Below are 26,403 nucleotides of genomic sequence, written 5' to 3' on the forward strand. Positions count from 1 at the left end.
CCGACGCGACGGCGGCGGACCGCACCCGGTGATCGCCCGTGACGGCCGCGAGAGCGAGCAGCCCGTGGGCCACGGCGGAGGCGCCCGCCGGATGGGCGTTGTCGGCCACGTCGCGCGGACGCACGAGCAGCGCCTCGGTGTCGTCGGCGGTGTCGTACCAGCCGCCCTCCTCGGCGGCGAAGTGCTCCATGACCCGGTCGGCCACGGTCTGGGCGCGGCCCAGCCATCGGTCGTCACCGGTGGCGCCGAGGACGGCGACGAACGCCTCGAGCACGGCACCGTGGTCCTCGAGCACCGCGGGGTGCTCGGACCGCACCCCGCCCAGCGAGGTGCGCACGAACCCGGGCTCGACGTGCAGGTCCCACAGCAGGCTCGCGGCACCGACCGCGGCGTCGACGAGATCGGGCCGCGCGAGCAGGACCCCGGCCTCGGCCAGGGCGGTCGCCGCGTAGCCGTTCCAGGCCGCCACGACCTTGTCGTCACGCGCCGGACGGGTGCGCGCGGCACGTACGTCCAGCAGGCGTGAGCGGACGCGCGCCCACCGCTGGGGATCGTCAGGGTCCTCGAGCAGCTGCAACGTGGACAATCCCCGCTCGAACGTGCCCGGGCCCGTGACCGACAGCAGCTTGACCGCCCAGACCGCGTCCTCGGTGCCGAGCGCCTTCATCAGCTGGTGGGGGTTCCAGACGTAGAACGTGCCCTCGTGGCCGTCGCTGTCGGCATCGAGCGCCGATGCGAAGCCGCCCTCCTCGGTGCGCAGCTCGGCCAGCATGAAGTCGGCGGTCTCGTGGCACACCCGCTCGGCCAAGGCGGCCATCGAGCCTGCGTCGCCGCGTGCTCGCAGGGCGCGCAGCCAGTGCAGGTAGGCCCGCAGCAGGAGCGTGTTGTCGTAGAGCATCTTCTCGAAGTGGGGCACCCGCCAGAACCGGTCGACGCTGTAGCGCGCGAAGCCGCCGCCGAGCTGGTCGTACATGCCGCCGCGCGCCATCGCCTCGAACGTGCGGCACACGACGTCCCACGCCTGCTGGTCGCCGGTGCGGGCGTCGCGTCGGAGCAGGAACTCGAGCACCATCGAGGGCGGGAACTTGGGCGCGGCGCCGAAGCCGCCGGCCTCCTGGTCGGCCTGCTTGAGCAGCAGGGTCGCGGCCGTGTCGAGGTCCTCGACCGTGAGCGGCTCCCCACCCAGCTCGTCGTTCGTGGACAGGAACTGGCGCAGCTCGCCGGCCGAGCTCATCACCTCGTCGCGACGGTTCTGCCATGCGTCCGCCAGCGCCTGCAGCACCTGCGAGAACCCGGGGTGGCCGGCGGTGGGCTCGGGCGGGAAGTAGGTGCCGGCGAAGAACGGCTCGCCGGCAGGAGTGAGGATGCACGTCATCGGCCAGCCGCCCTGGCCCGTCATGGCCTGGGTGGCGCGCATGTAGATCGCGTCGATGTCCGGCCGTTCCTCGCGGTCGACCTTGATGTTGACGAAGTGCTCGTTCATGTACGCGGCGACGCCCTCGTCCTCGAAGGACTCGTGCGCCATGACGTGGCACCAGTGGCAGGCGGCGTACCCGACTGACAGGAGAATTGGCGCATCACGTCGCTTCGCCTCGGCTAGTGCCTCCGGTCCCCACTCCCACCAATCCACTGGATTTCCAGCGTGTTGTCGCAGATAGGGCGACTGTGATTGCGCGAGCCGGTTGACCATGTCCATGACTCCAAACGAGTGGCAGACGTATCACTTCTGTCCGAGTGATACACGAGAGTGATACACGAAACGTCGTTCAGCAGGCGCGGGCTGCACACCTGACTTCCAGCCTAGGGAGGAGATGCACATGGCACCTCGCAAGAAGCCGACGCTACTGGCGCAGGGGAAGCCCCGCACCCTCGGTGGCGGCGCGCGGCCGTGGCGGGTCCGGCTGTACGCGCCGGCGCCCGGCGGCACGAAGTACCAGGTGATGTTCCGCGCTCCCGCGGGCGAGGGGGAGCCGTGGAAGCGGGTGCTGCGCCGCGCCAACTCGGAGGCCGAGGCGCGCAAGATCTTCAACCAGGCCGAAGCCGCCCTCGACACCGAACAGGCTCTGCCGGCAGGCGCCGACCTCCGCGCCTCGCGCACGATCCGCATGCTCGGCGAGGAGTTTGTCCAGGACAGCGTGGCGCGCGGCAAGCACCCGCGGACGATCGAGCAGCGCGTGTCGGTCCTGAGGGCGCACGTCCTGCCGACCATCGGCGACGTCCCGGTGACCAAGTGGCGCATCGAGCACAGCCGCAAGGTGATGGAGAAGGGCTCGAAGACGCGCTTCTCCACCAGTGGCCGCGAGGACCTGCGCGTTCAGCTCGCGGCGATGCGCAAGCTCGCGTGGCGGCTCGGCTGGTTGGACCGCGGCATCGATCCGCTCGACGGACTCGAGATCGCACGAGCCAACATCCTGCACGGCGCGACCGCGCACTACGTCGACCCGCGGATGCGCCCCGAGACCCGTCAGGTGCGGGCGATGGCCAACGCCGCTGATCTGTTGTGCGGTCCCGACGGGACCGACCCCCAGATGACCCGACTCCCCCTGTTCGGCACGAAGATCCGCGTCGCCGGCTTCGGCGGCCTACGCCTCAGCGAGCAGAACGGCCTGCGGGCGATCGACGTCTTCTTCGACCGCGGCTACGTGCACGTCAACGGCTCGTGGACGACACCCCGAGGCCAGGCTCCCTACCGCGGACCGGTGAAGAACCACACACTGCACGAGGTGCCGCTGCCGCGGTCGCTCATGGAAGGCGAGCTCCTCCCGCACGTCAAGGAACTACTCGGCCTGCCCGCGACGGCGTCGCTGCAGCAGGTCACCAACGCCCAGGAGGTCGAGCGCCAACGCCGCGCCAACCTCGCCAGCCGCGAGCCGGACAAGAGCGTCGCGTGGTGGAACTACCCCGTCCCGCCCCAGGACGAGCAATGGCTGTTCGTCGACACCTTCACAGGCGTGCCGGTGAAGCCTGAGTGGCACAACGACCGCTGGCACCGCCTCCGCGTTTGGGTCGACGAGAACGATCCGGACAACGCTTGGCCCCGCACGATCGTCTACCGAAACCTCCGCCACCACGCCGCGACGAAGTGGTTCCACGAAGAGCTCGGCGAGCCCTGGGAGGTCGTCGCCCAGTACCTCGGCGACAAACTCACGACGGTCCTCAACCACTACGTCCGCGCCGGCGAGGACGCCCTCCGCGATTCGGTCAGCAAGTTGGCAGATCGATGAAATCTGTCGGAGCCGCCCGCGACTCTGCTCTGTTGCTACCGAAGAAGCGTGGCCGCAGGAGGAAATCATCGCCATGCCGTCAACAACGCCCGCACCCATCACTAAGGTGTCGTCAGTGATCACCGGTGAGCTGAAGTCCAAGATCGACCGCGTCTGGGACGCCTTCTGGTCTGGGGGCATCAGCAACCCGCTCGAAGTCATCGAACAGATCACCTATCTGCTGTTCATCCGCCGCCTCGACGACCTCCAGACGCTTGCCGAGAAGAAGGCGCGCGTGACCGGCGGCCCGATCGAGGACCCGGTGTTCCTGCCCGGCCAGACGCACCTCCGGTGGAGCCAGTTCAAGAACGCTTCCCCCGAGGTGATGCACCAGACGATCGCCGACGAGGTCTTCCCGTTCCTGCGAGAGCTCGGCACCCAGATCGGCGGGGACGACTCCACGTACAGCGCGCACATGAAGGACGCTCGCTTCACCATCCCCACCCCGGCACTGCTCTCGCGGGTCGTCGACATGCTCGACGACATCCCGATGGCCGACCGCGACACCAACGGCGACCTGTACGAATACCTGCTGTCCAAGATCGCCGCCGCCGGGGTCAACGGCCAGTTCCGCACGCCGCGCCACATCATCGACCTGATGGTGCAGATGACCGCGCCCAGGCCGGGCGACGAGATCTGCGACCCCGCGTGCGGCACCGCGGGCTTCCTGGTCGCGGCCAGTGAGTACGTCCGTGACACGCACGCCGAGGCCCTGCTCGACAGCCACCAGCGCCAGCAATTCCACCGCTCGATGTTCCACGGCTACGACTTCGACTCCACCATGTTGCGCATCGGCAGCATGAACATGTTGTTGCACGGCATCGAGTCCCCCGACATCCGCTACCGCGACTCGCTCTCCGAGGGCGCAAGCGAGGATGCCGAGAAGTACACCCTGATCCTGGCCAACCCACCCTTCGCTGGGTCACTCGACTACGAGTCGACGTCGAAAGACCTACAGCGAGTCGTGAAGACGAAGAAGACCGAACTCCTCTTCCTCGCGCTCTTCCTCAAGCTGCTCAAGCCCGGCGGACGGGCCGCGGTCATCGTCCCCGATGGCGTGCTCTTCGGATCATCCAAGGCTCACAAGACGTTGCGTCAGATGCTCGTCGAGGACCAGAAGCTCGATGCAGTCGTAAAGCTGCCGTCCGGTGTCTTCCGCCCGTACGCCGGAGTGTCCACCGCGATCCTCTTCTTCACCAAGACCAACTCCGGCGGGACCGACGACGTCTGGTTCTACGACGTCCGTGCCGACGGCTTCTCGCTCGACGACAAGCGCAACCCCGCCGAGGCCAATGACCTCCCCGACGTGCTCGCCCGTTGGCAGAAGCGTGACGCGGAGGAGGAGCGCGCCCGCACTGAGCAGTCCTTCTTTGTCCCCAAGGCCGACATCGTCGCCCAGGGGTACGACCTCTCGCTCAACCGTTACAAGGAAATCGTCCACGACGAGATCGAGCACCGCGACCCGCTCGACATCATCGCTGACATCGAGATGCTTGAGGACGAGATCGCCAAGGGCCTCGCCGAGTTGAAGGCGATGCTGTCGTGAAGACCGGCGCCCTCGGCGATGTCATCGTCACCCGCGGCGGGTCCGTGAACCCCGCCAAGTTCCCTGACGAGGAATTCGAGCTCTACAGCATCCCTGCCCATGATCGCGGCGGCCCTGAAATCGTTCTCGGATCCGAGATCCGCTCTGCTAAGCAGATTGTGCAACCAGGAGACGTGATGATCTCCAAGATCATCCCTCACATTCGTCGTGCTCGCGTCGTTGGCCCGCTGAAGGGCAGGCGGCAGATTGCCTCCGGTGAGTGGATCGTGCTCCGTAGCGAGAACCTCGATGCACGCTTTCTTCGCCACTTCCTCTTGAGCGACGACTTCCACAGCCAGTTCATGAACACCGTCGCCGGCGTCGGCGGCTCTCTCGTGCGGGCGAGACCCGCTCAAGTTAAGACGATCCCTCTTCCCCTGCAACCCCTCCCCGAACAGCGCCGCATCGCCGCGATCCTCGACCACGCCGACGCCCTCCGCGCCAAGCGCCGCCAAGTCCTCACCCACCTCGACTCGCTCACCCACGCGATCTTTACCGAGATGTTCGGCGATGTGAGGACGAACGAGCACGGCTATGACGTCGCCACCGTTGATGACATCTCTGAGCGGGTGACGGACGGCGAGCACAAGACCCCCCGCAGGTCTGAATCAGGTTTCCCACTGCTCTCAGCGCGCAACGTCCGAGACGGATGGATCGATTTCGACAACACGGACTTCGTAGACGCCGACGAATACGCGATGTTGAGTCGCAGGATCGAGCCGCGCGAAGGCGACGTGCTCATCTCGTGTTCGGGAACCATCGGCAGGGTTGCTCAAGTTCGACAGAGGAATCGCTTCGCAATGGTCCGGAGCGCCGCGCTCGTCCGCCCGGGAGCAGCGGTTCATCCCACTTTTTTGGAGCGCACCCTCGCGAGTCCAACGCTCAAGTCGATCATGGTGGCGCAAGCCAACTCGTCCGCCCAAGCCAATCTCTTTCAGAACCAGATCAAGCGACTCCCTGTCATCGTTCCGCCCGTCGCCCTCCAGGAGGAGTTCGCCGAGCGAGCGGCGCGCGTTGGCGCGGTGGTCGATGTGACACAGCAAACAACCGCGGCTGACGACGAGCTCTTCACTTCCCTCCAGTCCCGCGCCTTCCGAGGGGAGTTGTGACCCATGCCTGTTGAGATGAGGATGTGGCGCATCGACGGCGATGAGCCGAAACCGCTGACGGCGTCTGTGCTCCCCGCAGAGAAGGATCTGCACGAGTTCCTCAAGCGCGACCCGTCCCTTCTGGGTGAGCGCCTGCTAGTGATCGGGAGCGAGGTGAGCACACCGTACGGGTCACGTCTCGACCTGCTCGCGATCGATGCCGATGGCAATCTCAATCTGTTGGAGCTCAAGCGCGACAAGACCCCGCGCGAGGTCGTCGCGCAGGTGCTCGACTACGGCTCGTGGGCCTCGACACTCTCACGCGACGACATTCGCGACATCGCAACGAAGCATCTCGATCAGCCGTTCGAGGCCGCGTTCGAAGACGTCTTCGGGAGCGCGCCGCCCGACGAGCTCAACGGCGAGCTCAGCCTCACCATCGTGGCTGCCGAGCTCGACGCCAGCTCGGAGCGGATCGTCAACTACCTTCGCGACTTTGGTGTCCCAGTCAACGCGGTCTTCTTCTCCTATCTCGAAGACGAGGGGCGTCGCTACCTAGCCCGCTCATGGCTTACCGCGTCCGACGATGAGACACCTACTGCCTCCACCGGAAGCAAGAAGAGCAAGCGCGCCGCGTGGAACGGCAAGGACTGGTACATCTCGTTCGGTGGCGGAGGACGCGAGTGGGACGACGCTCGCCAGTACGGCTTCGTCTCGGGCGGAGGCGGAAAGATGTGGTCTCAGGATATGCGGTCCCTGCCGAAGGACGCCCGGATCTGGGTCAACGTGCCACCCATGCGCTACGTGGCGGTTGGCCGCGTGTTGGCTCCCGCCTCCCGTTTCGAGGACGTCAAGGTTCACGTCGACGACGACTGGACGCCGCTGGCCGACAAGACGCTGACGGGCAAGTACTCGGCTGACCCAGCGACCGACGACGACCTCGCCGAGTGGGGAGTCCCAGTCGAGTGGATCGACGACCGACCCCTCGAGGAGGGCTTCTGGGAGAAGGGCATGTTCGCCAGCCAGCACAGCGCCTGCAAACTTCGCCAGGAATTCACGCTCGGACGACTGGCTGACCACTTCGGAATCGATGACGAGTAGCCATGTCCAACTTCGCCTTCGTCCGGCAGACGCTGCCGTCGATCCACGACGACTGCGCGCGTGCTGAGTCCTACTTGGCCTCCGACCCTCGGTCTGCGTGCTTTTACGCACGGAGGGTGGTCGAAGAGGTTGTCGGGTACCTCTACGACGTGCTGGCGCTGCCCACGCCGTACCGCGACGACCTCGCCGCGAAGATCGGTGATGCGGGGTTCAAGGCGAAGGTGCCACAAGGCATCACACAGAAGTTGACGGCGATCCGGCGCATCGCCAATACGGCCGTCCACGAGAACCGGCAGATCCGTCCCGACGTGTCGCTGGCCGTGCTGCGCGAGCTGTTCCACGTCGTGGTGTGGACCTCGTACCACCACTCCCCCCACCCGGACGTGGTGCCGCTGCAGGCGCAGTTCGATCCCTCGCTCGCCGCCAAGGCGGCGCCGTTGTCGCGGGAGGAGGTCGGCCGCCTTGCTGCGAAGTTCAAGGCGCAGGACGAGGCCCATGCCAAGGCCTTGGCAGAGCGGGACGACCTGCTCGCGGCACACGAGGCGGAGATCGAACGCCTCAAGGCGCACATAGCCGTAGCGAAGGCGGCAGTCGGCCCGGACGACCGCGACTACGACGAGGCCGACGCACGCGACCTGTTCATCGACGTCCTGCTCCACGAAGCCGGATGGACGCTGGACCAGCCACGTGACCGCGAGTTCGAAGTCGCCGGCATGCCCAACGCTGAGGGCAAGGGCTTCGTCGACTACGTGCTGTGGGGTGCCGACGGGTTGCCCCTCGCGGTCGTCGAGGCCAAGCGGACCTCGAAGTCACCTGAGATCGGTCAGCAGCAGGCCAAGCTCTACGCGGATTGCCTGGAGGCGCAGTTCGGGCGTCGGCCGGTCATCTTCTATACGAACGGCTACGAGCACCGGATCTGGGACGACGCGGGTGGATACCCGCCCCGTGAGACTCAGGGCTTCTACACCCGCGACGAGTTGGAGTTGCTGATCCAGCGACGCCGAACCGCGTTGCCGTTGTCGACGCAGCCGGTCAACACCGGCGTCGCCGGGCGCCCGTACCAGGTGCGGGCCATCAAGGCCGTGGCCGATGCGTTCGACCGGCGCCAACGTGAAGCGCTGCTGGTGATGGCGACCGGTGCCGGCAAGACCCGGACCACGATCGCGCTGGCCGATCTGCTGCAGAAGGCGAACTGGGTCAAGCGCGTCCTGTTCCTGGCCGACCGCACCGCCCTGGTCAACCAAGCAGGCAACGCCTTCAAGGCCCACCTGCCTGGCTCGACCACGGTCAACCTCGTGACCGAGAAGGGCATCGACGGCCGGGTCTACGTGTCGACATACCCGACGATGATGAACCTCATCGACGAGATCGACGAAGGCAACCGGCGCTTCGGCCCCGGCTACTTCGACCTGATCGTGATCGACGAGGCCCACCGCTCCGTGTACGCCAAGTACGGCGCGATCTTCGAGTACTTCGACGCCTTGCTCGTCGGGCTGACCGCGACGCCGAAGGATGAGGTCGACCACAACACCTACCGGTTGTTCCACCTCGAGGACGGTGTCCCCACCGACGCCTACGGCCTCGACGAAGCGGTCGACGCCGGCTATCTGGTGCCGCCCAAGGGGATCAGCGTCGGCACCCAGTTCCTGCGCTCGGGGATCAAGTACGACGACCTCAGCGAGGAGGAAAAGGACCAGTGGGACGCCCTCGACTGGGGTGAGGACGGGCCCCCGGACGAAGTCGGAGCCGAAGAGCTGAACCGCTTCCTCTTCAACGAAGACACGGTCGACAAAGTCCTCGAAACCCTGATGGTCCAAGGACACAAGGTCGCCAGCGGCGACCGACTCGGCAAGACGATCATCTTCGCCAAGTCCCAGAAGCATGCGGAATTCATCGAGAAGCGGTTCAACCTGGCCTATCCCGAGCACGCCGGTCACTTCGCCCGCGTGATCACCCACGGCACCCCGTACGCGCAGTCACTGATCGATGACTTCTCCGTCAAGGACAAGGCCCCACACATCGCGATCAGCGTGGACATGCTCGACACCGGCATCGACGTTCCGGAGGTCGTCAACCTCGTCTTCTTCAAGATGGTGCGCTCGAAGACGAAGTTCTGGCAGATGATCGGGCGCGGCACCCGGCTGTCACCGGACCTGTTCGGCCCCGGCGAGGACAAGACCGACTTCCGCGTCTTCGACTTCTGCGGCAACCTCGAGTACTTCAGCCAGGACCTCCCCGGAGCTGAGGGGCAGAACCAGAAGTCGCTGACCCAGCGGATCTTCGAAGCCCGACTAGGGCTCGTCACGGCGCTCGGTGACGAGGAGCCCGACCTTCGACGCTCCACCGTTTCGACGCTGCACGAGATCGTCACTGGGATGAACCTCGACAACTTCGTCGTACGCAAGCACCGCCGGGCAGTAGAGCGGTTCAGTGATGCTGATGCGTGGAAGAAGTTGGGCCCCAACGATGCGGAGGCCGCGCTGTCCTTGGCGGGCCTGCCGTCGTCGGTACGCGACGAGGATGAGGACGCCAAGCGCTTCGACCTTCTCCTGCTGCGCCGACAGCTCTCCCAGCTCGACGGAGACGTTGTCCTGGCCGAGCGGCTGCGCGAAACGATCCAGAACATCGCCTCAGCACTCTTGGGCAAGACCGCCATCCCCTCGGTGGCCGAGCAAGCCGTGCTCTTGGAGTCCGTGGCGGGCGACGAGTGGTGGGTCGACGTCACATTGCCGATGCTGGAGGTCGCCCGGCTTCGCCTTCGCGGTCTGATCCGCTTCATCGAGAAGACGTCCCGCAACCCGGTCTACACCGACTTCGAGGACGTTCTCACAGATGGTGTCGAGGTCGTCCTGACAGGCGGTACCCCGGGCACCAACTTCGAACGATTCCGGGCGAAGGCCGAGGCCTACCTGCGCGAGCACCTTGACAACCTCGTTCTTCAGCGGCTGCGGCGAAACAAGCAGCTCACCCCGGATGACCTCACCGAACTCGAGGGTCTGCTCATCGCTGCAGGCGGACAGAGGGCCGACATCGTGTGGGCCGGTGAGCAGACCGAAGGCCTGGGCATCTTCGTACGCGGGCTTGTAGGACTTGATCGTTCCGCCGCTGCCGAGGCCTTCGAGAAGTACCTCGACGGGACCAGGTTCACCGCCGCTCAGGTCCGCTTCGTCAACCTCATCGTCGACGAACTCACCCGGAACGGCGTCATGGAGCCCAAGCGCCTCTTCGAATCGCCGTACACCGACCACGCCCCCACCGGGCCCGACTTCTTCTTCCCCGAGGCCGAGGTTGACGCCATCGTCGACACTCTCCAGCTCATTAGGCGGACTGCATTGCCGGAGGAAGTGGCATGAGGTTCCGCCAGAGGAAGCCGGACGGCATCCGGACGCCTCGTACCCTCGATCGTAAGACCAAGTCTCTCTACGCTGACGACGCGGATGGCCTTGATCGCGACGTGTTGAGTCGAAAGCGGCTGGCGACACAACTGGCACGTGCGATCCGCGATTTGGCCGAGGAAACCGAGAGCGCGGTCGTGGGGCTCGTCGGTCCGTGGGGATCTGGGAAGTCCAGTCTGCTAGGCCAAATCGAGACCGACCTAGACTCCACGGGGTGGTACATCGGACACCACAACCCGTGGGCCTACTCTGACTTTGCCGGCTCTGCAGCCGGTTTCTTCGCTTCCTTGCGCGACGCCGTGCCCGAAGACGTCCTCGGGAAGGAGTGGCGCGCGACAGTCGGCGAGTGGGTCTCGAAGGCTGCCCCTCTCGGCGCGGCAGGCGGCGTTGCTGGAATCGACGGCTCCGGCGCAATCGGCGCCGTCGGCGCGGTGATCACCGGAGATCGAAGTCCGGCTCGGTTACGAGAAGTCGCGGCTGAGGGTCTCAGTAAGATCGATCAACCCGTGATCATGATCTTGGACGACCTTGATCGCCTAGCACCCGATGAACTGCTGTACACCTTCAAACTCGTCCGACTTCTCGGCCGGCTACCCAATGTCTACTACCTGCTCGCGTACGACGAGGGGACCCTCACGGACCTGCTCGAAGCAACCGACTTGGTCGGCGAGGGTTCAGGCCGTGCTCAGCAGTACCTGGAGAAGATAATCCAGGTCCGCCTGGAGATCCCTCCCATGCTCCCCGAACAACAGGCGGCGCTGGCGAACGCAGCAATCGATGAGATCTGCGCGCGGCGTGACATTACGCTGTCAGCCGGCGCAACTAAGCGGCTGCAGACAGTCTGGCAGGACTGCCTTGTGCCCTACCTAGACCAACCGCGCTCCGTGAAGCGACTCTTCACCCAGGTGGATGCCACGTGGCCAGACGTCGCCGGGGAGGTCGACTTCTCTGACTTCGTAGCCATCACCTTCTTGCGGGTCTTTGAGCGCCGGACGCTAGACCTCATCATGCTTTATCGCGCGGAGATCCTGCGGCAGCCCTCCGGCTTCACCTTCGAACGGCATAAGGAATCGCAACAGGAACGGTGGAAGCGTTGGAGGGAATTGATTGCGGGAGCGAACCCACGTCACCCAGCGGAGATTGAGAAGCTTCTAGCCCATCTCTTCATATACCTCCGTGGCGCCAAGGATGGTACTGAGTATGTCGGCTCCTCCTACCATGAGGATGTCAGCCGCAGGATGGGAGTCGGGACCGCCGAGCACTTCGACCGATACGTTCAAGTTGGCGTTCCTGAGTCGGATTTGTCAGAGCTCGCCGTCAGGGCCGCCGCGGACGAGATCCGAGCTGGGGCCGTCGGGGCCGCAACTCACAAGTTGCTCGAACGAATGAACGATGACGCGTCGCCTGCACTGCGGAAGTTACGGCGCGAACATCAGGCATCGCCTTTGCCGGCCGCGACAACACTTCCCCTGCTTGGCGCTATCTATCTAGCCGCCATGGACCAGAAGAGTGGTCTTTTCGGCCTTTCTCCCAACTTCGGAGTGATCGGGCTCGCGATGGACGTTCTCGACCAAGAGGACTCCGCCACTGGAAGTGCTCTGATCGAATCTTTGGCTCGCACCGATCTGGGTTCCCTCGCGCTTGCTGCGGAGATGGTTCGGATGGCGCTGAAGGATTCCGAGACGCCACACTCATGGGCTCCAGCCGCAAAGGCCCCAATCGTTGATGCGCTCGCAGACGGGATCCGTTCTTTCGCTAGCCAACCAGCCCGGACTCTCCCGAGGTTCTTGTCATTCGTCTTCGACCACTTCCACCTCGCTGGGGCGGCGGACACACGCGAGCTGTTGTGGGAACACATCAACTCTGGCTCTTGGGATCTCAGCGAAGTGCTGGGGCTCCTGATCCCGCTTGGTCAGGCCAGCAATGGCGAAGACACCTGGACGTCGATGGGCGACTTCTCAGAAGGCACCATCGAGGATGTGCTTGGCGTTGACGAAGTGCTTGCTCGACTTCCCGAGCGGCCTGACTTGCTGGAGCGACAGGACCAGAGCTCCTACTTCGATCGACGCGTCGATGCCGAGGACCTCCAAGCCAGGATCGAGTACGCCCTAACCGGCATGGAACGCGTGCGGGTTCGCCGTCGTCAAGAGATCGAAGCCGACGCCGGTGAAGACATCTCGACAGCCGATGGAGAAGACGATCCCGCATAGACCAGTTGACGGACGTGCATTACGCAGCGTCTCCCTCGCCACACCGAATCCCTGATCCCCAAAGACTCATTGATGATCGCTGACGGACTCGTAACCTCTCCCTCCGGACCGGCCTTCCCGACCTCCAAACACTCGGCACGCATGCTACGAAAGACCGTAGGGCCAAAAGACTTTTTGGCCTACTTTCCAGCGAATTTGCGGTTGTTGATGGTTGTCGACGGGGGGCGGCTCGGGTGCACGGTGGGGTGAAGATCTACCGCGGTTCGGCGGCAGCGGCGCGGCACTACGTCGAGGCGGACCGGTCGCGCGCCGATGACTACTACCTGGCCGATGGCAGCGGCGTCGCGATGCGGTTCGTCGCCGGCGCGGACGGCCTCGACCGACGGCCTGACATGGACGGCCCGACCTACGAGCAGTGGGTCGCCGGAGTCGAGGTCGAGACCGGCAAGCCGAAGGGGCGCCTGCGCAACGACGACCAGGCCGTGCGATTCGTCGAGGTCTCGGTCAACGGACCGAAGACGTGGTCGCTCGCCGCTGCCCTTCACCCCGAGGTCGCCGCCGCCTACGACGCGGCTCAACTGGATGCGGCCCAGGAGATCATCGGCTGGCTCGCCTCCCACGCGACGACACGGGTCGGTCCGCGGGGCCGCCAGGTGCAGGTGCCGGTCGAGCAGATCGAGGCGGCCGTCATCCGCCACTTCACCTCCCGGGCTGGCGACCCTCACCGCCACCTGCACCTCCAGATCAACGCGCGCGTGTTCGCCGAGGGCACCTGGCGGGGCCTGCACACCGTCGGCGTGCGCGACAGCCTGGAAGCGATCAACGGGATCGGGCACGCGGCGGTCATGACCCACTCCGCGTTCCGGGAGGCGCTGGCCGCGCACGGACTGAGCCTCGACCCGGAGACCGGCGAGGTCCGCGAGCTCGCGTCCTACGTCGGGGCGTTCAGCGCGCGGGCGCGGCAGATCGAGTCCAACATCGACACGTACGAAGCCCGGTGGCGCTCGGACCATCCGGGCGAGGAACCCGGGCCGATCCTGCGCCAGACGTGGGATCGCCGCGCGTGGGCGGACGCCCGCCCGGACAAGGTCGTGCCGACCTCCGGTGAGGCGCTGCGCGAACACTGGGTCGACGAACTCCACGAGCTCGGCTACGCGAGGCACCACGCACCGACGAGGACGCCGATGCCGATGCGGCCCGGAAGGCTGGACCGCGATGCCCTGGTCGAGGTGGCGCTGGTGCGGTTGGGTGCGCGGCGGTCGGCGTGGAACGCCGCCGATGCGCGCGGCGAGGTCGAGCAGTTGATCGCCGCCACGGGCGGAGTCATCGACGCGGCCGTGCGGCGCGATCTGGCCGAGGACCTGACCGAACGTGTCGTGACCGCCTCGCGGCCCCTGCTTAATCGCACCGACAGTCCCGAGCATGTGCGGGCCCTGACGTCGCGTGAGGTGCTGGCCGTGGAGCACGAGATCGTCGACCGGATCACCCACCGCGCGCAGGCGCAGACGATCACGATCGTCGAAGGCGCGGCTGGCGCCGGCAAGACCTCCCGGCTGGCCGCGACTCGACAGGCCGTCGAGGCGAAGGGCCACCGGATGCTGCTGGTCAGCCCGACCCGCAAGGCGGCGCAGGTCGCCGCGGGTGAGGTCGGCACGGTCGCCCACTCCGTGGCGTGGCTGCTGCACCAGCACGGCTATCGCTGGGACGAGGACGGCCGGTGGACTCGGCTGCGAGCCGACCCGATGCCGTCGGCCAAGCTGCATGCCCGTGACGTGTTGATGGTCGACGAGGCGGGGATGCTTGACCAGGACACCGCATGCGCCCTCTTCTGCCTTGCCGACGAGTCCCGGGCCACGGTGCTGCTCGTGGGCGACCGGCACCAACTCCCCGCCGTCGGTCGCGGCGGCGTCCTCGACCTCGCCATCCGTTACGCACCAGATCGGGTCACCCAACTCGACGGCGTCCGCCGCTTCGCCGATCCCGCCTATGCCTCCCTCTCGCTGCGGATGCGCACCGGCGAGAAGTCAGGCCTGGTGTTCGACGAGCTGCTGCGTCGTGGCGAGATCGTCGTGCACCCCAGCGACGTCGAGCGTCAGGCGGCCCTCACCGCCCGGGCGACCTGCGGCGACCTCGTGGTCGCCGACACCCGTGAGCAGGTCGCGAGGATCAACGCGCTCGCTCATCGCATCATGCGGGACAACGGCGAGGTCTCCGACGGCATCGTCACGTCCTCGGGTGAGCGGATCGGTGTCGGCGACACGATCGCAACGAGGCGCAACGACCACGACGCCGATGTCGCCAACCGCGAAACCTGGACCGTGCTCGCCTGCGACAGTGCGGGCCTCACCGTCCGCGGTGCAACCGGTCGGCGCGTCCTGCCGCCGGAGTACGTGCACCGTCACGTCGAGCTCGCCTACGCCACCACCGCCTACGGCGCGCAGGGCTCGACCGTGCCGGTCTCCCACGTCCTCGTCGGCGAGCACACCGGCGCGGCCTCGGCCTACGTCGGCATGACCCGCGGCAGGGAGCGCAACGTCGCCCACCTCGTCGCCGACTCGGCCGAGGAGGCCCGGCAGCAGTGGGTCGACGTGTTCGGTCGCGACCGCGCCGACCTCGGACCCACCCACGCCCGCGCCGCAGCGGCCGAGGCCCTCGACAGGTACGGGCCCAAGGCGCCGCCGCGGTACCTCGGTCGGCGGCGTCCGGCGCGGCCGCACCTACCCGCACCCGCGAGCCCGCCGTCGACGTCGACCTCCGCGCCGGGACTCGACCTCTGAATGCGTGTGGATGCAGCGGAATGTCCATGCCTGTCAGGAACTGTCCCGCGTCGCTAAATTGCCTGCCATTCGAGGGTTGACAGGCGGCGTGAGGTTGGCGCATCGTCGAAGAGTGGAGTCTTCGGTCGAGGTGATCCGAACCATGATCGGAGACGTCCACAGTCGGCCCGATTCGCGCCCAACTGACGTTTCTGCAGGTCGCGCCGGTGATGCCGAATCGGCGGCACCGTAAACAGCGTTTCCCCAGGTCGTGGCGGTGGTGGCGAATCGCCCGCACCGTAAGCACGCAGTTTCCGCAGGTCACCCCGGCGCCGCCGAATCGGCGGCACCGTAAGCCGCGTTTCCGCAGGTCGCGGCGGTGCCGGCGAATCGCCGGCACCGTGGGCCTGCCATTCCTCATGCCCCGCGACGGCCCGCGGGATCGCGCTGACCTGACGGTGGAACGTGATGCGCACCTACCTGGCGAGAGGCCACTAGCACTCGTTGCGATGTGTCCCCTCATCCGTCCAACCGTCGGCGATCGCCGACCGACACCAGGAGGCACCCATGTCCAAGCACCACCCCTCCCCCGCCGCACCGTTCCCCGAGCGGCACGACGACGACCTGCTGACCCTCGATGAGGTCGCGGAGATCCTGCAGACTCCGGAGAACACGCTTCGCTGGTGGCGCCAGACCGGCACCGGCCCGGAGTTCTTCAAACTCGGTCGCCGTCTCTTCACCACCGTCGGCGACGTGCGCCGCTGGATTCGCCGACAGCGGCTCGCCTCGGCGCCCGCCACCCGGATCCGGAAGGTGGACTGATGTCCATGTCCACGACCGACGACGACCCCCGCCACGTCTTCCTCTCCGCCGGCGACGTCCTGCGCCGCTACGGCTGGGGCAAGACCCGCGGCTACCAGAACCTCAAGGACCGCGAGATGATCCCGCCACCAGTCGTGAGGCACCCCGACCGGTGGCGCCTCGACCAGCTCATGGCGTGGGAGGAACGGCAGCTGAAACTCGCTGAGGCCGCCCTGAACACGCGCGAGCCGGCTGGAGCCCGGTCGAACATCACCGACCTGCTCCCCCAGCCGAAGCGGCGACGGCGGCCTGCGTGAATCATGGTCCCGGCGCCGAAAGGTAGTGCTGCTCATTAAGAGCAGCGACGAACACGTGGTTTCACTTCGAACGATGCCGAGACTTCGCGTCTCGGCAGGCCGCCTGTTGCTCGGAACCGGGCAGCCACGAATCCGATGGCGGCGCCCAAGGCGATGCACTTGAGAGAGCCCGCGAGAACTGGGTCAAAAAACTGGTTGCGTAACGCCCTAGCCTCGGCGACTGATCCAGTGAGCGGGGTGAGCAGCCTCTCAGGCCGGATCGACGAACCTGAGGGCTATCCATCCGGAGACACAACCCTTCACTCATGCAAGCCTCACGTTCTGCACGTAGCGGCGATGCCCGGCGACCCGATTCGATACGTCTCTGTCCTTGATCCTCGGAAAGCTCGTGCGGAACCCACGCAACCCGATCGGTGTGCTCCCTGCCTGCGCCACGCGGTACATGTTCTTCAGCACCTGATCGTTCGACGAGTGATAGTTGTACACGGCGTTGGTCACCGCGTCATTGAGACTGCGCCAGTTCCCCTTCGCCGCGATCGCTCCACCAAGCAGATGCATGGTCTCGATCTTCGGATTCGCCGAGCCGGCCGCCAAGGTCTGGGCGGCGACCACCATCACGCGGGCGCCAAGGCTGTGTCCGATGAGCACGAATGCGTCGGCGTGTGTCCGGGTGAGCAGGTCCCCCAGAACGACACCGGTCTTGTCGGCTCGTGATTTGGCCACGTGCCATGGGTTCTTGGCGACGTCCGCCACCATGAGCGCCGCTGCCGCAGGACCCAGCCTCTTGGCACCGACCTTGGTGGCATGAGCGGCCAGCCTTGAGCCGACGATGGCCGCACCACCCTTTCCCGCCGTAGGGCTGATCAGGCCGGAGAGCTTCTTCAACTCGCTGCTGCCCCAGTTGACGAGGTAGACCGGCGAGTCGGGGTATTTGGCTTGGACCATCGGCTTCCACTCCACCCACGGCGACTTGCCTTCATTCATCAGGCCAGCGGCGATTACGACCGGGATGCCGGCGCCATCCTTGAGCTTCTGGATATTGAAGGATTTGTCGTCCTTGGCGTAGGCCGTGGTGACCACGCCGCCGAGGCCAGCCCCCAAGAGGCCTCCACTGATTCCAATCACCGCGGTGCCTCCCGCCACGCCGAGGCCCCCTGACACGACCGATCCGCCGCCCAACAGCGCCAAGCCATAGCTGGTTGCGACGGCGCCGCTGTATCCGCCCGCGTAGACGCCGATGGCGCCACCGATCGCAGGGGCCATGAAGATGGCGCCGGTCGCAACGGCACCGGCCGCAGGAATAGCCATTGCGAGGGTCTTCGTACCTCTGGACAGGTTCGGCTTGTCGAACGTCAGAAACTCGGTGGCGTCTGCCAAGTCATCGAAACCACCAGACGCCTTCTCGAATCCCGTGATGTCGTGACGGTGCTCCGCGCAGTACCGAGGCGTCTTCACCATCCTGAATGAGCGAACTGCCATGTTCGAGCACCTCGGCGCGGCGCATACCAGGGTCGGTGAGCCGCAAGAGTTGCACAGGTAAGCGGGAAGACGCCCGACGTCTCCCTTTGTCTTGGTGTGGACGGTCAAGGAGATGCACGACGAGCACCAGCCCTTCCTCATGGTGCTCGTCCGAGCGTCGATCAGATCGGCGATATGCACCGCCACCTTGTGATGCGCCTTCGCCTCCTTGAGATGCGCCTCGACCTTCTCTGCCTTGCGCAATCGGCGGCTCAGTTTCTGATGCTTCGCGTAGGCCCAGGCATTGTGAACGAGCGCGGGATTTGCCATGAGTTCGCTGGCGCCGGAGACCTCGGGTTCGATCGTGTCCAAGTCGCCCTGGAGAATCATCTCGCGGCCCGAGGGGGTGGTGACCTCACACCTCATGCCCGAACTGCCGACCGTCACGAAGTCGACCGATGCCCCCATGCGCAAGTCCTTCGTACTCAATTGCAGCCTTCGCCTTCCGCATTCTCGCTCAGCACCGAGCAAACGTCAGATGAATCGCGAATCTTAGAATCAGCGATCACCGACATTCGAATTCGGCCATACCCTCACGCGAGACTTGTGGATCTCAAGCTTCGCCCGATCGACGCCGCATTCAGTCATCCCTGTGGTGCACCGTGAACCGCCGTGATGTGCGATCCGTCCGACGGATCCATGTTCAGCAGAATCAAGTTCGACCAAACATCGCCATGGACCTCGCTCACCCGCAATGATCAGGGCGTGGCTTCGACGTTCGGGTGGCTCGACGTGGACAGCGAGCAGCGCAGGAAGATGCTGGAAGTTGTCGACCTCTTCAAGGAGGAAGGCACCGTCGACGAGCTCGGAATCGGCTCGATTCGTGACGCGCTCGCCGACTCGCTCTTTCCGGGGACGTCGGTGCTGCACACCCGGCTGCGGTACGTGCTCTTCATCCCGTGGCAGATGCAGCGGGCCGAGCAAAAGTCGTCGCCGTTCGAGATGAGCACCGATTTCCAGTCGCTGGAATACCGGCTGATCGACAGCTTGATCGCCGGAGGCGAACGCCTCGGCGTCATCGGGAACACCGCCCGCGCCAACCTGAAGCGCATGCCGAGCAGCATGTACTGGGCGGCACTGGGATCGTGGCAGATCCGGCAAGGCGACTTCTCCGCCGAAGGCTATTTCCGGCGCCAGAACGACTACCGGAAGCTGTCGAGCCGAACAGTGAAGGCTGACGATCCCGAGGCGCGGGAGCTCCTGCCCGGATCGGGCCTCGACCCACATCTGCCCAAGGCGCCGGACAACTGGCTGAAAGCAGTCGACTTCCGTTTGACGAGCGAGGAAGAGCAATACCTGTCCGACCAGATCGCCGCCTCGGCCCAAGGATCCATGCTCGCCTGGCTGACCCGCAATCCACCTACGAATCAACCGGAATTCGCGTGGGAGATTGACAACCTCGACCAAGCGCCCGAGCAACTCCGAGACCTCGTGGATCACGCGCGCCGGTTCAGCATCGTGATCCACGGCGCGGCCTTGGTCTACAACCTTCTGCTCGCACGAAAGCTCGGCGATGAATCCTTGATCGACCAGTACGTCGATCGCATCGATCGCTGGCACGCCGACACCCTGCTCCCGTCTGGCGCCCTCGACGGCTGGAATCGAGCGGCTTGGTGGGCGACCATCCAGCGGCAGAACCCGCGCCTGCGGCAACTCACCATCCAGTTCGTCAATCACTGGATCGACCTGCTCGAAGCGGGCGGCGCGGTGGCCGGTTCCCGAGCGGCAGCCGATCTCATCTCCACCCGAGAACGACAGATCAAAGGCGGAAGGGCTCGCCTGGTGAACCAATCCGCTCTCGACCGCTGGTCCGGTGAGAGCGGGACGGGACGCCACGGTTTCCGCTGGCCGATCGCCAGGTCACACCTGAATGATCTGTACGCCGCGCGGGAGACGTCGTGACACTGACCCCGGAGACGCGCGTCATGCTGACCGACGCGCTACGCCCACCTGCGGGGCATCGCGTCGACGTGGCAGTCGGCACGACCTACTCCCTGAACCTCACCGCACTTCTCCTGGCGCCGCTGTCGTTCGCGCTGTTCGACCAGGGCAACGCCGACAACATCGGCAGCGTGGATCCGATCCGCCTGCTCGAGGCCGTCCGGCGACACGGTGACCACACCACGGTCTTCTGCCAGGCCGGTGGCATCCACGTTCCCGGCAACTACCGGAGCATCCTCACCTTTATCGAGGACAGCGTCACCGAAGTGATGCCGCCCCACGAAGGCGCGATCTTCCATCCGAAGATTTGGGCCCTCAGATTCGTCGACAGCGATGGTCAGTACCTGCACCGAGTGGTCGTCCTGAGCCGAAATCTGACTCTGGACAAGTCGTGGGACACAGCCTTGGTCCTGGACGAAGACGAGGCCGGGACCATCGACGCAGCTCCGGCCGCGGGATTCGTGGCTCAACTCCCCGACCTTGCCGTGCGACCTCTCAGCAGGAGACGGTCCGAGGAGATCGCCGATCTCGCCCATTCGCTGGCCGGGGTCCGGCTGACGGCGCCGACGCCATTCACGAGCGGAGAACTGATCCCGATCGGGGTCACCGCCGACCGCATCTGGCCATTCCCGGACCACGCCCAGCGCTTGTTGGCGATCAGCCCGTTCCTCTCGAAGGCGGCGCTCGAGTCGATCGGACGGATCACGACAAACCGCACGCTGCTCTCCCGCGCGGAAACGCTCGAGCTGATCGGAGCCCAAGGGCTCGAAGGATGGTCAGTCAACGTGCTGCAACGCCTTGCTGAGATCGACCCAGAGCAGGACCTCCCCGACGTCTCGCGCATTGTTCACGACGGGTTCCTGGAGAGTCATGACGGACTTCATGCCAAGACATTCGTGATCGACGAGGCCGGCGGGGAATCGTCCGTGGTGACCGGCAGCGCGAACCTGACGAGCCCCACGTGGGGCAACAACGTGGAGTTCGACGCGCTGCTCCGGGGTCCGACCGCGTCCTGCGGAGTCGAGACCGTCCTGAACGGTTCCGCCGAGGCGCCAGGTCTCGTCCGGATCATGGAGGAGTACAGCGTCACGAGCGTCGCTGGTGCCGACGATCCCTCGATTGCGACGTCATACGAGTTGGAGCACTTCCACCAGCAGCTCGCGGCGAGGGGTCCGACTCTTCACGTCGCCGACGCTGACGATGACGACCGGGCCACGATCACGCTCAGCATCGACATTCCCACTGACGCTCCGGGCATCACTCGCGTGTGGCCCGTTTCGCTGCCTCCCGACACGCAGGCCAAGCCGCTCGCGCACACGCTCGATTGGACAATCGCCCCGATCAACGTCACCCCCTTCATGGCGGTGGAGACCACGCTCGGCGAGGGTGCGGCGCGAGCGACCCGCTCCTGCGTCATCAAGTCATCGCTCGTCGGAGCGACCGAGGGCAGGCGCCAAGACGCCGTGTTCTCGATCCTGCGCAGCAAGGACGACGTGCTGCGTTACCTCGCCTTCCTGCTCGGCGACCCGAGCTATGACGCCTTGTTCGCCCAACTCGCCGGAATCGACGACCAGGGATTCCACGGGACGGACCGACCCGCTCTCACGAGTGCGGACGTCGCCCTCTTCGAGCCGCTGGTCCGCGCCACTGGTCGCGATGAGGACGCGCTCGCTCGAGTCGCCAGTCTCGTTGAGGACCTGCGGTCGCTCCCCCACGGCGACGAGCTGGTACCCGACGGGTTCGACGAGCTGTGGGACGTCGTCTGGCAGGTACACCGGGAGCACCGCGCATGAACGGTGATCCGGGGCGCACTGAGCGCATCCTCGCAACGTTGAAGGACTTCCAGCGCGACACGGTCGAACACGCTTTCAGACGCCTGTGGGTCGACGACGACGCCGTCAAGAAGTTCCTCGTGGCGGACGAGGTCGGCTTGGGCAAGACCATGGTCGCCAAGGGCCTCATTGCGAAGACTGTCGAGCACCTCTGGGAGACCGACAAGCGCATCGACATCGTCTACATCTGCTCCAACAGCCAGATCGCCCGACAAAACCTGAGCCGCCTCAACGTCGTCGGCGGTTCCGAGGTGAAGCATGCGGATCGCCTCACGCTGCTGCCGAAGGTCATGCGCAACCTGCGGGACCAACGCATCAACTTCATCTCGTTCACGCCCGGGACCTCGTTCAAGGTGGGTCACTCCGGCGGCGCGGCCCCGGAGCGCGTCCTGCTGTACTGGATGTTCGCCGAGATCTGGGGGCACGAGATCACGGGACGAAGCCGCTGGACGAAGTTCTTCCAAGGATGGATGTCGCGCGAGAACTTCGAACGCGAGCTGGCGTGGTTCGATCGAGCCTCGATCGACGCGGAACTGTGCGGGTCCTTCGCTGACGCGATTCAGGCGGCCACGGGCCCTGGGGGCGGGGCCCTCGAGGACGAACTCGACGACTGCGCCGCCGAGTTCACCTACCTTCGCAGCTCGCCCGGCGACGAGCTGAACGGGCGGCGTCACCGGCTCATCGGCGTGCTGCGACACCTCTTGGCCACCGCGGCGGTCGATCATCTCGAGCCCGACCTCGTCATCCTCGACGAGTTCCAACGGTTCAAGGACCTGCTCGACGCCGACGATGACGGGGCAGGGCTCGCGAAGGCGATCTTCGACCATCCGGATGCCAAGGTCCTCCTGCTCTCGGCCACGCCGTACAAGATGTACACGCTGCCCGACGAGCCCGAGGGCGACGATCACTACCGCGACTTCACGCGGACTGTTCGATTCCTTGCCGGCGACGAGCGCGCTCACGTCGTCGAGCGTGAGCTGCGCACCATGAGGGAAGGCCTCCTCGGCGGCGACCACTCGCGCGCCCGCGTGGCCCGCGACCGGGTCCAGCTCGAACTGCAACGCGTGATGAGCCGGACCGAGCGGCTCGCGTCGACTGCCGATCGTGACGGGATGCTGGCCGAACGCCCGCTTCCGGGAGCCAGGCTCGCCGCCGACGACCTGCGCTCATGGCGGACCTTCGATGACGTGGCGCGCCAGATCGACCGGCATGACGTCTTCGAATACTGGCGATCGACGCCCTATCCGCTGAACCTCATGGATCGCAACAGCTATCAGATCCGCACAAAGTTCCAAGCGGCTGCCGAACAGAACGACCCCACGCTGGCAGCCACCCTGCGAAGTGGTCGAGGCATGCTCGACTGGGCCGAAGTCCAGCACTACCGGCAGGTCGATCCGGGCAATGCCAAGCTTCGAGGTCTGAGCGAGGACGTACTCGATCGCGGAGCATGGCGACTCGCCTGGTTGCCCCCGTCCTTGCCGTACTACGAGATGTCAGGCGCCTACGCCGACCCGCTGCTGAAGGCCTTCACCAAGCGTTTGGTCTTCTCGGCTTGGGCCGTCGTGCCAAAGGCGATCTCCGTCATGCTCAGCTTCGAGGCCGAGCGCCGGTCCATGCAGGCCGCCGGCTACGCCGATCGCCGGTACGACGACCGGCCCGTCACGCCTCCGCTGCAGTTCCGGATGAATGGCGGTCGTCCCGCCGGCATGCCAGCACTCGCCCTGACCTACCCGGCCCTCGTACTGGCCCGGCTGGGAGACCCGCTTGAGGTCGCCCGCTCCTCGGGCACGTCGTTCCCCCTTACGCGAAGCGAACTCCTCAACGCGGTCGGCGAGCGCGTGCGCGAGGCGCTCGCACGGCTTCCCGAGGGGTCGCCACGAATCGGGACGCCCGACCAGCGCTGGTACTGGGCGGCGCCATTCCTGATGGATCGAAAGCTCGCGGCCGGCGACAACGCCGCGTTCCTGTCCCGGATGCGCAGTTGGGACGGCGTGGAAGAGCAGGATCAGGAGTCCCGGCTCGGTCCGCACCTGCGGGCAGCGGACGGTGTGAAGGAGCTCCAACTCGGGCCGCGGCCCGACGACCTCACTGAGGTGCTCACGACGATGGCGATCGCCGGCCCCGGAGTCTGCGCGTTGCGGGCGCTTTCTCGCGTGACCGGTGGTCTCGACGCCCTGGCAGACCCAGCCATACGCGACGCGGCCCACCGAGTCGCACAGGGACTGCGCTCGCTGTTCAACAAGCCAGAGATCGTGGCACTCGTCCGCGCTGGTGAGGACGAAGCCTACTGGCGGGCCGTGCTCGATCATGCTGCCGACGGGTGCCTCCAAGCCGTCCTCGACGAGTACGTGCACGTACTCGTCGAGTCCGAGGGCCTGCAGGATGCCGACCCGGTACCGCGCGCAGAGACATTGAGCGAGACCATCGCCGAAGCCTTGTCCACGCGTGCCGCCACCAACACGGTGGAGCAGATCGAGGTCGACGGCAGCGAGATCATGCTCAGCGAGCATCGCATGAGCAGCCACTTCGCAGCGCGCTTCGGGCGCACGCAGTCCGACGACAAGGCGGCCATGCGCGAGACGACGATCAGGACGGCGTACAACTCACCGTTCCGTCCCTTCGTGCTGGCGTCGACGTCGGTCGGGCAGGAGGGCCTGGACTTCCACACCTACAGCCACGCGATCGTGCACTGGAACCTTCCCGGCAATCCCGTCGACCTGGAACAACGCGAGGGACGCGTGCACCGGTACAAGGGTCACGCGGTGCGCAAAAACGTCGCCGTCGACCACGGACACGTCGCCCTCCGCAGCGACGCGAGTGACCCATGGGAGGCGGTCTTCGACGCGGCCCGCGCAAGCACCGGTGACGGATCGGAAATCACACCGTTCTGGATCTACACGCGCCCCGGAGGTGCGGTCATCGAGCGCTACGTCCCGGCCCTGCCTCTGAGCCGCGAGGAGCAGCAGTACCGCCGCCTGCTCCGGACCGTGGGCGCCTACCGCCTCGTGATGGGACAGCCGCGTCAGGACGATCTCGTGCGCTACGTGGGCGAGGACGTCGCGTGGCTACGGATCGACCTCACGCCGCCGCGGGCGTAGACGCGCTCGGCACGTTCGTTACCGGTTGGGCAACGACACCCGAGCTCGTTGGCACCTTCCCGCACACCAAAGAATCGCGAGGTAACGGCCGTCTCTCTGGACCGACAGGAAGCGTCGATCTTGACCGACGTTCCAGGCCCGGAAAGTGTCGGTCCGCGCCCGTAAAGTCACTCGTGTAAGTGAAGATCCGCGAGGGACGACGGAGAGGACCGAACCGTGTCGATGGTCGATGCAGAGCGAATCAATCTCGACGAATTGATGACGCACGAAAGCATCGAGTGCGAGTGCATGGTCTGCCACCTGCCCCTCGACGAAGAGCACGGACCCATCGAGTGGAAACTCACGTGGCGCTGGCCCGGTCCCTTCCCGGAGGCCGGCGTGGCGACCATGCTCCTGTGTGACCCCTGCTTCCGCGACTGGGTGGATGACCCGGAGTTCTTCGGCGGCGCGGCAGAGTCGATGCACAAGGTATGACCAAACCGAAGGCCCGCCGGCCATCACTGACCGACGGGCGTGATTCTTCTTCGGCGGTAAAACACCTGAGTCGTGGCCACCACCAGGTCGAGCTTCTTCGCGACAGCGACACTCCTTCACGAGTTGCTTGAAGAGGTCGTCCGAGTTTTGGCGAGGTCGGCCAGAAGGAGCACAGCACGTCAATGTGTAGTTCCGTTGTCGATGACTCGATAGTTGTTCATTTGAACACTAGAATGATCATGTGAACTTCGGCGAGCCCTTCGGAGGCCTGATGCCCGGAGCTCGCGGCGCCGTCCTCGCCGCGCTGCTGCGGACAGGCGCTCCTTTGACCGGCAGGCGCATCCATGCCCTTGTCGGAAACCACAGCCTGGGAGCGGTCCAACAGGCGCTCCGCGACCTTGAACAGGTAGGAGTCATCACGACCGAGACCGTCGGGCGCGCCGGCTTACACCGGATCAACGAGCGGCACGAGTCGATCGCGCCGCTGCGGGCCCTGGCCAGTCCGATCGAGGCGCTGACCCGGGTGGTTCGCGATGCCGCGCCCGGCGCCGAGGCCGTGATCGCATTCGGATCTGTCGCTCGAGGAGAGGCCCACGCGGACAGCGACATCGACCTCGTAGTGATCGCACCCCAGGCGTGGGACGGGCGCGCAGACTTGCAGCAGGCCGTTGAGGAACGAATCGGGAACGACTGCGACGTCCTCCACCTGACGAACGAGGAGGTCACCCGCGCACCGAACGACCGCGAGCCGGTCGTTGCAGAGATCCTGCGTGACGGACTGCTGCTGGTCGGCTCTCTGCCGCGCATCGGCCGCCGAAGGGCGTCATGACCCAAGTCCGTCCAGCGCCAGCTATCACGCGAATGGCGGCAAGGTCGCCAACGACTGGACCTTCTAGCAACTCGCCAACGGGTGTCGCCCCGCTGACGTCCGACCTCAGTACCGCGGCGACAAGGCCGCCGACTCAAATCCCTCGGTCGCTCCTCCACGAAATCCTGACCGTACTGCGAGTGGGAGCATGGACGT

At 65.8% G+C, this 26,403-nt stretch carries 16 protein-coding genes; 14 read left to right on the forward strand and 2 right to left on the reverse strand.

Annotated elements, in window-relative coordinates; genetic code table 11:
• Positions 1–1,696, reverse strand: a 1,696-nt coding sequence (locus tag RT323_RS03320; RefSeq protein ID WP_313405009.1) for a thioredoxin domain-containing protein, incomplete at its 3' end; no start/stop codon positions are given.
• Positions 1,697–1,817: 121 nt separating this feature from the next.
• Here RT323_RS03320 and RT323_RS03325 point away from each other — a divergent pair.
• The 9 genes from RT323_RS03325 to RT323_RS03365 all read left to right on the forward strand — a co-directional run bounded on the left by RT323_RS03325 (position 1,818) and on the right by RT323_RS03365 (position 16,516).
• Positions 1,818–3,224: a hypothetical protein gene (locus RT323_RS03325; RefSeq protein ID WP_313405010.1), complete on the forward strand. Its 1,407-nt coding sequence runs from the start codon at positions 1,818–1,820 to the stop codon at positions 3,222–3,224.
• Between the two features lie 115 nt (positions 3,225–3,339).
• Positions 3,340–4,809 (forward strand): class I SAM-dependent DNA methyltransferase, encoded by a 1,470-nt coding sequence (locus tag RT323_RS03330; RefSeq protein ID WP_313405012.1) that lies wholly within the window; start codon positions 3,340–3,342, stop codon positions 4,807–4,809.
• Positions 4,806–5,957 (forward strand): restriction endonuclease subunit S, encoded by a 1,152-nt coding sequence (locus RT323_RS03335; RefSeq protein ID WP_313405014.1) that lies wholly within the window; start codon positions 4,806–4,808, stop codon positions 5,955–5,957. The genes RT323_RS03330 and RT323_RS03335 overlap by 4 nt, the downstream gene beginning before the upstream one ends.
• A gap of 3 nt (positions 5,958–5,960) precedes the next feature.
• Positions 5,961–7,037 carry a hypothetical protein gene (locus RT323_RS03340; RefSeq protein WP_313405016.1) on the forward strand — a complete coding sequence of 359 codons (1,077 nt, stop codon included), beginning with the start codon at positions 5,961–5,963 and terminating at the stop codon, positions 7,035–7,037.
• Positions 7,038–7,039: 2 nt separating this feature from the next.
• Positions 7,040–10,390, forward strand: coding sequence for a DEAD/DEAH box helicase family protein (locus tag RT323_RS03345; RefSeq protein WP_313405018.1), 3,351 nt, complete (start codon positions 7,040–7,042; stop codon positions 10,388–10,390).
• Positions 10,387–12,642, forward strand: coding sequence for a P-loop NTPase fold protein (locus tag RT323_RS03350; protein WP_313405019.1), 2,256 nt, complete (start codon positions 10,387–10,389; stop codon positions 12,640–12,642). The genes RT323_RS03345 and RT323_RS03350 overlap by 4 nt, the downstream gene beginning before the upstream one ends.
• A gap of 245 nt (positions 12,643–12,887) precedes the next feature.
• Positions 12,888–15,419 carry a MobF family relaxase gene (mobF, locus tag RT323_RS03355; protein ID WP_313405020.1) on the forward strand — a complete coding sequence of 844 codons (2,532 nt, stop codon included), beginning with the start codon at positions 12,888–12,890 and terminating at the stop codon, positions 15,417–15,419.
• A 546-nt stretch (positions 15,420–15,965) separates the two neighbouring features.
• Positions 15,966–16,220, forward strand: coding sequence for a helix-turn-helix domain-containing protein (locus RT323_RS03360; protein WP_313405022.1), 255 nt, complete (start codon positions 15,966–15,968; stop codon positions 16,218–16,220).
• On the forward strand, positions 16,220–16,516 hold the full coding sequence (locus tag RT323_RS03365; RefSeq protein ID WP_313405024.1) for a hypothetical protein: 297 nt from the start codon (positions 16,220–16,222) through the stop codon (positions 16,514–16,516). Before RT323_RS03360 ends, RT323_RS03365 begins: the two co-directional genes overlap by 1 nt.
• A gap of 303 nt (positions 16,517–16,819) precedes the next feature.
• Here RT323_RS03365 and RT323_RS03370 read toward each other — a convergent pair whose 3' ends face one another.
• The gene (locus RT323_RS03370) at positions 16,820–18,442 is read right to left on the reverse strand and encodes a DUF726 domain-containing protein (RefSeq protein WP_313405026.1); all 1,623 of its coding nucleotides are present in this window, start codon (positions 18,440–18,442) and stop codon (positions 16,820–16,822) included.
• A 231-nt stretch (positions 18,443–18,673) separates the two neighbouring features.
• Between RT323_RS03370 and RT323_RS03375 the strand changes: the two genes are divergently transcribed.
• From RT323_RS03375 to RT323_RS03395, 5 genes are all read left to right on the forward strand, one after another.
• Positions 18,674–19,936 (forward strand): DUF6361 family protein, encoded by a 1,263-nt coding sequence (locus tag RT323_RS03375; RefSeq protein WP_313405028.1) that lies wholly within the window; start codon positions 18,674–18,676, stop codon positions 19,934–19,936.
• A gap of 23 nt (positions 19,937–19,959) precedes the next feature.
• The gene (locus RT323_RS03380) at positions 19,960–21,768 is read left to right on the forward strand and encodes a phospholipase D family protein (RefSeq protein ID WP_313405030.1); all 1,809 of its coding nucleotides are present in this window, start codon (positions 19,960–19,962) and stop codon (positions 21,766–21,768) included.
• Entirely contained in the window at positions 21,765–24,905 is a 3,141-nt protein-coding gene (locus RT323_RS03385) for a helicase-related protein (protein WP_313405031.1), read from the forward strand. The genes RT323_RS03380 and RT323_RS03385 overlap by 4 nt, the downstream gene beginning before the upstream one ends.
• Before the next feature lie 216 nt (positions 24,906–25,121).
• The gene (locus tag RT323_RS03390; RefSeq protein ID WP_313405033.1) at positions 25,122–25,379 is read left to right on the forward strand and encodes a hypothetical protein; all 258 of its coding nucleotides are present in this window, start codon (positions 25,122–25,124) and stop codon (positions 25,377–25,379) included.
• Positions 25,380–25,620: 241 nt separating this feature from the next.
• Positions 25,621–26,208, forward strand: a complete 588-nt coding sequence (locus RT323_RS03395; RefSeq protein WP_313405034.1) for a nucleotidyltransferase domain-containing protein — start codon at positions 25,621–25,623, stop codon at positions 26,206–26,208.
• The last annotated feature ends 195 nt before the right edge of the window (positions 26,209–26,403 follow it).

This window comes from Aeromicrobium sp., from assembly GCF_032084975.1.
Taxonomy (GTDB): Bacteria; Actinomycetota; Actinomycetes; order Propionibacteriales; family Nocardioidaceae; genus Aeromicrobium.